The organism is Paenalicyclobacillus cellulosilyticus, assembly GCF_014647315.1.
GTDB classification, from domain to species: domain Bacteria; phylum Bacillota; class Bacilli; order Alicyclobacillales; family Alicyclobacillaceae; genus Alicyclobacillus_J; species Alicyclobacillus_J cellulosilyticus.
Window position 1 is genome coordinate 1 of sequence record NZ_BMOY01000097.1, and the last position, 224, is coordinate 224.

The 224-nt window shown below is 39.3% G+C and carries 1 protein-coding gene; it reads left to right on the forward strand.

The genetic code is table 11. The annotated features are described in order from the left end of the window. The coding region (locus IEX97_RS13655; protein WP_444541808.1) for a hypothetical protein at positions 1 to 224 on the forward strand (224 nt) is incomplete at both ends.

Below are 224 nucleotides of genomic sequence, written 5' to 3' on the forward strand. Positions count from 1 at the left end.
CGTACTCCGAATAAAATCGCGCGCATTCGCTCAAGGCATTACTATCAATATCCTGATTTATTTAGTCATGAACACATTCCAGTTGATGTTTGCATTAGCCCTGAAAAATTAGTCACTGAACACATTGTGAAATTAATTGATTATCCAGGAGCGTCCAATATCCTTGATTTTTCCGACGGTCGCGTTCGTCTTGTAACGATTAAGCCTCAATCTGATGGAATCAT